9 protein-coding genes and 1 tRNA gene are annotated in these 8,118 nt (G+C 32.8%); 5 read left to right on the forward strand and 5 right to left on the reverse strand.

All coding sequences use genetic code 11. The annotated features are described in order from the left end of the window. From LE180_RS05180 to LE180_RS05195, 4 genes are all read left to right on the forward strand, one after another. Positions 1-699: bifunctional ornithine acetyltransferase/N-acetylglutamate synthase (locus LE180_RS05180; protein WP_374134394.1), on the forward strand; the 699-nt coding region annotated here is incomplete at its 5' end. A gap of 277 nt (positions 700-976) precedes the next feature. Then, positions 977-1,585 (forward strand): L-threonylcarbamoyladenylate synthase, encoded by a 609-nt coding sequence (locus tag LE180_RS05185; protein WP_374134395.1) that lies wholly within the window; start codon positions 977-979, stop codon positions 1,583-1,585. Positions 1,586-1,609: 24 nt separating this feature from the next. Next, entirely contained in the window at positions 1,610-2,860 is a 1,251-nt protein-coding gene (gene glyA / locus LE180_RS05190) for a serine hydroxymethyltransferase (RefSeq protein WP_374134396.1), read from the forward strand. Between the two features lie 66 nt (positions 2,861-2,926). Continuing rightward, positions 2,927-3,002 (forward strand) — tRNA-Asp (locus tag LE180_RS05195). Positions 3,003-3,098: 96 nt separating this feature from the next. On the opposite strand, the gene LE180_RS05200 is transcribed toward LE180_RS05195, so the two are convergent. From LE180_RS05200 to LE180_RS05220, 5 genes are all read right to left on the reverse strand, one after another. Then, complete coding sequence (locus tag LE180_RS05200) at positions 3,099-4,061, reverse strand: caspase domain-containing protein (protein ID WP_374134397.1); 963 nt, start codon at positions 4,059-4,061, stop codon at positions 3,099-3,101. After that, complete coding sequence (locus LE180_RS05205; protein ID WP_374134398.1) at positions 4,058-4,510, reverse strand: TIR domain-containing protein; 453 nt, start codon at positions 4,508-4,510, stop codon at positions 4,058-4,060. The genes LE180_RS05200 and LE180_RS05205 overlap by 4 nt, the downstream gene beginning before the upstream one ends. Positions 4,511-4,730: 220 nt before the next feature. After that, a complete protein-coding gene (locus LE180_RS05210; protein ID WP_374134399.1) occupies positions 4,731-5,852 on the reverse strand; it encodes a DNA methyltransferase in 1,122 nt (373 codons plus the stop codon). Beyond that, entirely contained in the window at positions 5,849-6,919 is a 1,071-nt protein-coding gene (locus LE180_RS05215) for a site-specific DNA-methyltransferase (RefSeq protein ID WP_374134400.1), read from the reverse strand. The genes LE180_RS05210 and LE180_RS05215 overlap by 4 nt, the downstream gene beginning before the upstream one ends. Before the next feature lie 2 nt (positions 6,920-6,921). Then, positions 6,922-7,512: a restriction endonuclease subunit S gene (locus tag LE180_RS05220; RefSeq protein WP_374134401.1), complete on the reverse strand. Its 591-nt coding sequence runs from the start codon at positions 7,510-7,512 to the stop codon at positions 6,922-6,924. A gap of 214 nt (positions 7,513-7,726) precedes the next feature. Here LE180_RS05220 and LE180_RS05225 point away from each other — a divergent pair, with 214 nt between their 5' ends. Further along, entirely contained in the window at positions 7,727-7,966 is a 240-nt protein-coding gene (locus LE180_RS05225) for a hypothetical protein (protein WP_374134403.1), read from the forward strand. Positions 7,967-8,118: the final 152 nt, after the last annotated feature.

Genomic DNA, 8,118 nt, shown 5'->3' on the forward strand with positions numbered 1-8,118 from the left:
ATTTGGGGGTGTGTAAAAGGCGCGGGTATGATACACCCAAATTTACAAGGTTTTCATGCAACAATGCTTTCATTTATTTTGACCGATGCTGATATTGGCGGCAAATCATTACAAAAAATATTAGAAAAATCTGTAGAAAAATCCTTTAATTGTGTGTCTGTTGATGGAGATACATCAACAAATGATACTGTTATAGTGTTGGCAAATGGTCAGAGTGAAACAGGGAATTTGTCAAAAAACGATATGACAAATTTTATAAAAGCGTTTGATGACCTTACTTTAGAGCTTGCAAAATCTATGGCTAGGGACGGAGAAGGTGCAACAAAGTTTGTAGAAATTGAAGTTAAAAATACTAAAACAAAAAATGATGCAAAACTTATAGCTTCTACAGTGGCTACGTCGCCTCTTTTTAAAACTGCAGTATTTGGCGCGGATGCAAACTGGGGCAGAGTTCTTGCTGCAGTTGGCAGAGCTGGGGTGAATTTTGATCTTGGGAAAGTTGATATATATATTGGTGGAGTGCATACTTTTAAAAACGGTTTTGCATTAAACTTTTCCGAACAAACAGCAAAGAAAGCATTGCTTAAAAAAGAAATTCAAGTTGTTATAGATTTAAAAGCAGGCAAAGAATCGAGCAAATATTATACATGCGATTTTTCGTACGATTATGTGAAAATTAACGGCGATTACAGATCTTAATAGAGTGGGACTCCGCGCCGTTAACTCCTCTTTCAAACCCCGTCGATGCTTCTAGCATTTGGCGTTTGTCGTCCCTTTTGTAAAAGGGAAAATAAAAGCATTGTAGTAATTCCCCTTTCTCTGAAAGAGGTGGCTCAATATTGGCAATAACTACGCATACCATCGTCTAATGATCAAAGGCTTAAAGAATCCACTCCTTTGGATGCTTCAGTTGCCCTTGCTCTCTCAGTAATCAAGATACAATGCGGGGTTATGTGTTGATAAGGCGGGGTTATATATGACTTTAAAAATATCAGAAAAAGACGACAATTCTTATAAAAAAACTGCGGAAATAATAAAAACCGGCGGAATAGCTATTGTTCCTACGGAAACGGTTTACGGTTTTGCTGTTGACGCTTTTAATATGGAGGCTCAGAAAAAAATATACAAAATAAAGAAGAGAAGCCTTAAAAAACCTCTCATTTTAATGGCGACTAATATTGACAGCGTAAAACTTCTTGTTGAAATTCCAAAGAAAGCATTGGCAATTGCTAAAAGATTTTGGCCTGGTCAGCTAACTTTGATATTTCCTACAACCGAGCTGGGGAAGATTGTTTCAGGAGGGAGAAATGATATTGGAGCAAGAATACCTAATAGTGAATTTATGCTCAATTTACTGAAAGAAGTAGATAGACCTATTTTTACAACTTCGGTTAATGTATCAAATAAAAAAAGTGCAAAAAATATAAATGAAACTGTAGAATTTAACGGAATTGTTGATGTGATAGTTGACGGTGGTCAATGTAAATTTTCTCTTGAGTCCACCGTTGTAAATATGGTACAATTCCCCTATGTTATTATACGTAAAGGATGTTTGAATACTGACGAATTGTTAAAATATGTATAAATTTATAGAAACGGGGGAGAAAAAATGGAAAACGTGAAAAAGAATGACGTAGCAATTTATAATGTATTGGTAAGAGATCTCAAAAGACAGAGAGAAACTATAGAACTTATTGCTTCTGAAAATATAACTTCACAGGCTGTTATGGAAGCGCAGGGCTCTTGTCTTACAAATAAATATGCCGAAGGGTATCCCGGTAAGAGATATTACGGAGGATGCGAAATTGTAGATGTAGCTGAAAATTTAGCAATAGAAAGGGCAAAAAAATTGTTTAATGTTAAATTTGCAAATGTGCAGCCTCATTCAGGCGCGCAAGCAAATTTTGCCGTACAGTTAGCTCTATTAAAACCGGGCGACACTGTTATGGGGCTTGATTTGTCGCACGGCGGACATTTAACGCACGGTAGTCCATACAACATTTCTGGAAAGTGGTTCAATATTGTTTCTTATACGGTTAATGAGAAAACAGGTTATATAAATTATGATGAAATGGAAAAACTTGCAATAGAGCGTAAACCAAAATTGATAATTAGTGGTGGCAGTGCGTATTCAAGAATTTGGGATTGGAAAAAAATAAATGAAATTGCAAAAAAAACTAACGCCTATCATATGGCGGATATGGCTCATTATGCCGGTTTAATAGCTGCGGGCATCTATCCATCTCCCGTAGAGTACGCGGATGTTACTACTACTACGACTCATAAAACACTTCGAGGTCCCCGCGGTGGTTTAGTTCTTACCAATAGCGAAGATATTGCAAGGAAAATTAATTCAGCCGTTTTTCCAGGAGAACAGGGCGGACCTTTAATGCACGTTATAGCTGCAAAAGCAGTAGCGTTTGGAGAAGCTCTTAAACCTGAATTCAAGGAATACCAGAAGCAAGTTTTAGCTAACGCAAAAAAACTTGCCGAGGTTTTGGAAAAATGTGGATTGAGAATTGTTTCAGGCGGTACGGATTCTCATGTATTTTTAGTTGATTTAAGACCTTTAAATGTTAAGGGTAAAGCAGCTCAGGAAGCTTTGGAAAAAGCGGGAATAACTTTAAATAAAAATGGAATTCCTTACGATCCTGAAAAACCAACAATAACATCTGGTATAAGAGTTGGTTCTCCGGCCGTTACCACAAGAGGAATGAAAGAATTTGAAATGATAAGAATTGCTGAATCTATAGTTAAGGTTCTCAAGAATATTGATAATGAAAAAGTAATCTCTGAAGTTAGCGCCGATATGTTAAATTTGTGTCGGGAATTCCCCATATATGAAGGATTAGAATATTAAAATTTTTTCGAGTCGAGAAGTTTGACTTTTTTTTGACTTTCATGTACAATGCCTCGATGGGTTTTTGGGGATGTGGTGTAGCCTGGTTTAACACACTGCCCTGTCAAGGCAGAGACCGCGGGTTCAAATCCCGTCGTCCCCGTGTTACGCTCGCGTGTGGGACGGGTTGTTGTAAGGTGGCTATTTTAGGTCGTTCTTCCGTCAATATCCAAAGGCTCATAGTTCTCCGTTTATTATGTCAAATTTTTTCTTTTTTTACTAAGTTCCAATAATGTTCTCCAAGAACTGTTAATTTACAAGATTTCCCTTCCATTGCAGCAAAATACATATGCTCAGCATCAACAGGAACTACCAAATTTACTCTATTATATTTCTGTAATATTTCGAATTTACGAACATTTTTAGGATTTGGATTTTTGCTTTCAGGTTCAAATGATTGGTCAAGTTTAAAATTTTCACCTTTTTTAGGGAACAATTTTGTTATTTTTTTTAAATCAACTAAGTCAATGGGTGGTTGAACTGTCCTTAAGGAAGTAAATGTTTTTACATTAGTCTTAAATATTGGACGCTGTTCCCACGCACCGAAGGATTGGTCTACACGAGCATAAATACTACTTGGGGTTATATTCCCCATTAAATCAGATGCATTACCGTTCATCGCGTCAACAAATAATGTCGTAAAAACACCACGACCATTATTTTCGATTGCATATTCATCTTTTCCAGAGGCTGCCAGAACAGTAGTTCCCTCACTTAAAATAGAGTTAGTTTTATTTCCTAGCTGTAAATTTGCAAATTCTCCGGAATGACAACAGTCTAAAATGATAATTTTGTTTTTTGCCTTTGATTCGTTGATTATTATCAATAACTCACTCATCGGCAAACCATCATCGCCTGTTTCGCAATCAGAAGTTATCAAATATCCACCTGTAGTGTCAATATAACCGTGACCTGAAAAATAGAACAATGCTACATCGCTATCGTATTTAAATAAAGCTTTTACATCATCTTTGAGACTTTTCTTTTTAATGTTATTTTGTTTATTCCTTGCGACACGAAGTTTAATGTCAAAATTCTTGGTTCCATCACTATGTATTCTAAGAACAGAATTAACATTACGTGCGTCATTTGCACAACCTTGCAAATGGTCAAAATTTTTATAATAATCTATTCCTATTATTAATGCCTTTCTTGAAATCATCCATTTTTACCTTCTTGCATACATTCAGAGATTTTTTGTGCTATTTTATCCCAATCCCAAGATATTGTTTTACAACTCAGCAATCCTTCTGGTAATGTTGAATATTGCGAAGCATTGTCAATATAAATTCCAAATATTGGAACATTTTGATTTTTTGCAAAAGAAATCTCTTTCAAAACTCCTTTTGCTCTATGTGTTTGAGTACCAACAAGAACAATGAGCAAATTACATCTATTAATTTTGTCTCTGATTTCTCTCTCCCATTCACTTTGAAATATTTGTTCTTTTGAAGACCAATCTTCAATATCAAATGGAGTTCTTGAATTTCTAATTTGTCCTGAAAATAAAATTTTCTCTTTTGAATTATTATCATAATCAAAGCTTATGAATGCTCTTGGTGTCGTCATAATTTTCTCCTGTGGAACTTTTATTTTATAAATTGTTGCCATCTATTACCAATTAATACTCTTTTATCATATCTTCTATTTCTCTTGTTTTCTGAATATTCTTTTTTAGATACTCACTTGCCTTTAACGACAATTTATCTATATCTTTCTGTTATTGAAAGCCAATACATACGCGAACATCTACACTTATGAGACTCACTCTGAGATTTAGCCATTGTTTATTTTCCCTGATAATAAGCATATCATTTTAATAGTTATCAGCTTAATAATTTTCTCTGATTTTATTCCATTCTTCTATATGGAAATCTTTAATTTCAGTAGATACTTTCGCGTCTTTAATTAAATTTTTTGTATAGCATTTTAAGAAATCATCATAATTATCTATAAATCTTAAATAATACTTAAGCGTTGTTAAAATGCCGTTAGCTATGATATCTACTCCTCGTTCTTTTTTGGTATTTAAAATAACATCTGAAATTTTCTTTTCTTCATCAGAATTTCTAAAACTGTTCTGAAAAGTTGTAAGAATATAATATCTATCGACATCAATACTGCTCATCTTTTTTACTACATCAAAAATCAAATACTCGTCAATTGGAATATTATGTTTAATCTCTACTATTTCAAAAGGTTGATTATTTTTCGTATATATCTCTATATCTCCAAAACCGTGTTTATCAGAAGAAGTATGAACTTGTAAAGGAACAAGCTTTTTGTTTCTATACCTGTCAAACTTATCAAACAAGATCTCATAAATTGAATATATTGCAATTACGGGTAACCTTGAACTTTTCTTAATTTGAAAATGTTTGGCGAGCATTGAAAGAATTGTATTTATATTTAAGTTTGTAGCCGTCACGATCTTCTGTTGTGATGTCCTTCGGAATAAATCTTCATTTGTTTTAGATAATTTTATCAAGCTAAAAAACAAATAAATAAGACACTTTTCAGGTGCTTGTTTAAAAGTTTCTATCTGGTCAAGTATATTGAGGAATGCTTCTTTCAGTTTCACATTTCGTATCTTTAAATTTTTACCCTCTTTCTTCGTCCATTTAATTTCTTCTCTTATAGCCAAAGTCAAAAATGCGCTTTCCTTATTTGCATATTTGGGGAAATTGTCTTTGAAAAATGGCGAAGTTATACGAGTGTCTAGCACCCTTGCGGAGTAACCGTTGACAAAATCTGTTCTATGTAAACGAATATTTTGTTTAGGTGATATTATTTTCTTCAACAAGCTTGTGGTTAAAGCAGATACCAAAGATTTATTGCTTTCTATATTATCGATCAAAACACCTATATCTGCTTTCGTTATCTCTGGAATACTATCGACATTTAATTGAGTTGCTTTTAGATATGCGTCCTCTAAAATATCTCTTTCTTTCATAAGAAAAACTCTTCATAATTATCAGTTTCGTTTATTCTTTTTTCCGACAATGCCACATACTCCGGGTTAATTTCAATACCCAAATAGTTTCTTCCAAGATTTTTAGCAGCAACACAAGTAGTTCCGCTGCCGCAAAATGGGTCTAATACAATACCGCCGTTACTAGACAATAATTTCACTAACTCTTGAATTATATATAACGGATATACGGCAGTATGCTTATTTCCTTTTGTTATTTCAACAGGACTTTCTATCAAATCTTTTTTCATAGCATTCCCTGTTATTTTGATAATTGTAAATCCATTGCTTCTAATCTGATTATTCCGCCCGCCTTCCATGCCGCCATATGCTTCTTTGTGAATACCGCGAATTTTCATTCTAAAACTTTCAATCTTGCCAAGTCGTACTTCTTCTATAACCTTTTCTAAATCACGTTTTGCATTTTCTTTTTCTTCTAACGTCAAATTTGACTGATTAATAATTTCAAAATACTTTCTTCCTATCTTTGAAAAATTAGATGTTGCTTTTTTATTCCTTCTGTCTAAATGACTTAAATACTCTTTTAATTTAAAACAATAGTCTTTTGTCTTAGCAAAAACAAAAAAAGGTTCGGTGGATTGTATCAGTTTTCTATTCTCTTGTCTTGGGGTCGGATTTGTTTTAGCCCAAGTGATTTGATTGATTAAGGAAATTTTTTTATTCTCTAACGCCTTGAGAGCGAATTTATATGGAATTAAAGACAAGTTACCATTTATATATTTATCTCCTAAGTTAAAAACAATTGCACCTGTTGTTTTAACTACACGAGAACACTCATTAAATATCAACAGTAAATTGTTTATGTATTCATCTTCCGTCACTTCATTTCCAATACCGCCGCCTCCATAATCACGCTGTTGATAATAAGGTGGTGAAGTGATAATTAAATCCATACTATTATTTGGGACTTTCTTTAAGAAGGATAATGCGTCGGAGCAATGAACTTTATTTAATAACTCATTGACATTTAAGCCGTCATCACAATAAATCCTTGTCGCTAAATTTCCATATGCTTGTAAATTTTTCATTATTACACTCCTGCTAAAACGATTTTTTCTATTTCCTTTGTTTTCTGAATGCTCTTTTTAAGATAACCACTTGCTTCTAACGACAATTTATCTATATCTTTCTGAATTTTAGCTGAAACAATTGTGATTTCTATATTGTAAATGTCAGAGAGTTTTAATTGAATTTTAGGTTTTTTGTCGCTTGTCCTTTTTATACTATTCCTGCCTTGTATTATATTATTTTCTTTATGTCTTAAATAGGCAGCAATATAGTTAACTGATATATTCAAATCAGGATTTAATCTTATGCAGGTTAAAAAGCCTGACGGTATAGTTTTATATGTATCTTCTTTTTGAAAAACAGCAATTTTAAAAATGGTTCCGCGAGAAGATATTAAAATATCATTATTCTGTAAAAGATATCGGTTTTTCTTGTAATCTTGTTTATTATAAAACAAACAGTCCTCAAAAGAAATATCATTATTTTGAATATCTGCTAATCGAATAACCCTGTATCCGCCATCTTTATAATCTCTTGAAAGATTATCGTTTGTGAATAAAGCCGCTCCTGAGAATATATCTGTACAAATGTCTTTTAATTTCTGTATTTTCATAGTTGGTATTATATCATAAGTTTTGCAAAAATACAATTTATTTGTATTTTAATACTATTTTCATATATTAAAAACAAGTCGGTTTGATTACGAACATGCAAGAATGTATTTTATTAAAAATAAGTTGGGAAATAGAAAGGATATATATTGCTTAATCTTTATTCATAGTAATCAAATGGGAGTATTCTGTAAGGCTGGTTATATACGATAATCTATAACACCTAATCTTCCGGTTTTTATTCTCATTCCTATTTCTCCTCATACATTAACGCAAAAACCTATGATACTTCCGAGCAAAAGTAGTATTTCTTTTATTGCCAAAAACAAATACAGCAACAGGAAAATTATGGTATCTATAGATAGACAGGGAAATTATACACTTCCTAGTGGAGCAAAGATAAAATTTTCTATTTATAAAAAATCAAATTCGCAAAGGAAAAAGGGACATTTTTAAAACAATTTCACAGCGAAGAAGTTTTAACGAATGGAACGATTTTAAAGCTATAGAGTTTCAAAGATACAACGAAACAGAACGGCTAATTTTGTATTTTAGGTTACATTTGGGAATATTAAACAGAAAAGAAATATCAATGAGAACAGGCATAC

The sequence above is a fragment of the Candidatus Endomicrobiellum pyrsonymphae genome, from assembly GCF_020328025.1.
GTDB classification, from domain to species: domain Bacteria; phylum Elusimicrobiota; class Endomicrobiia; order Endomicrobiales; family Endomicrobiaceae; genus Endomicrobiellum; species Endomicrobiellum pyrsonymphae.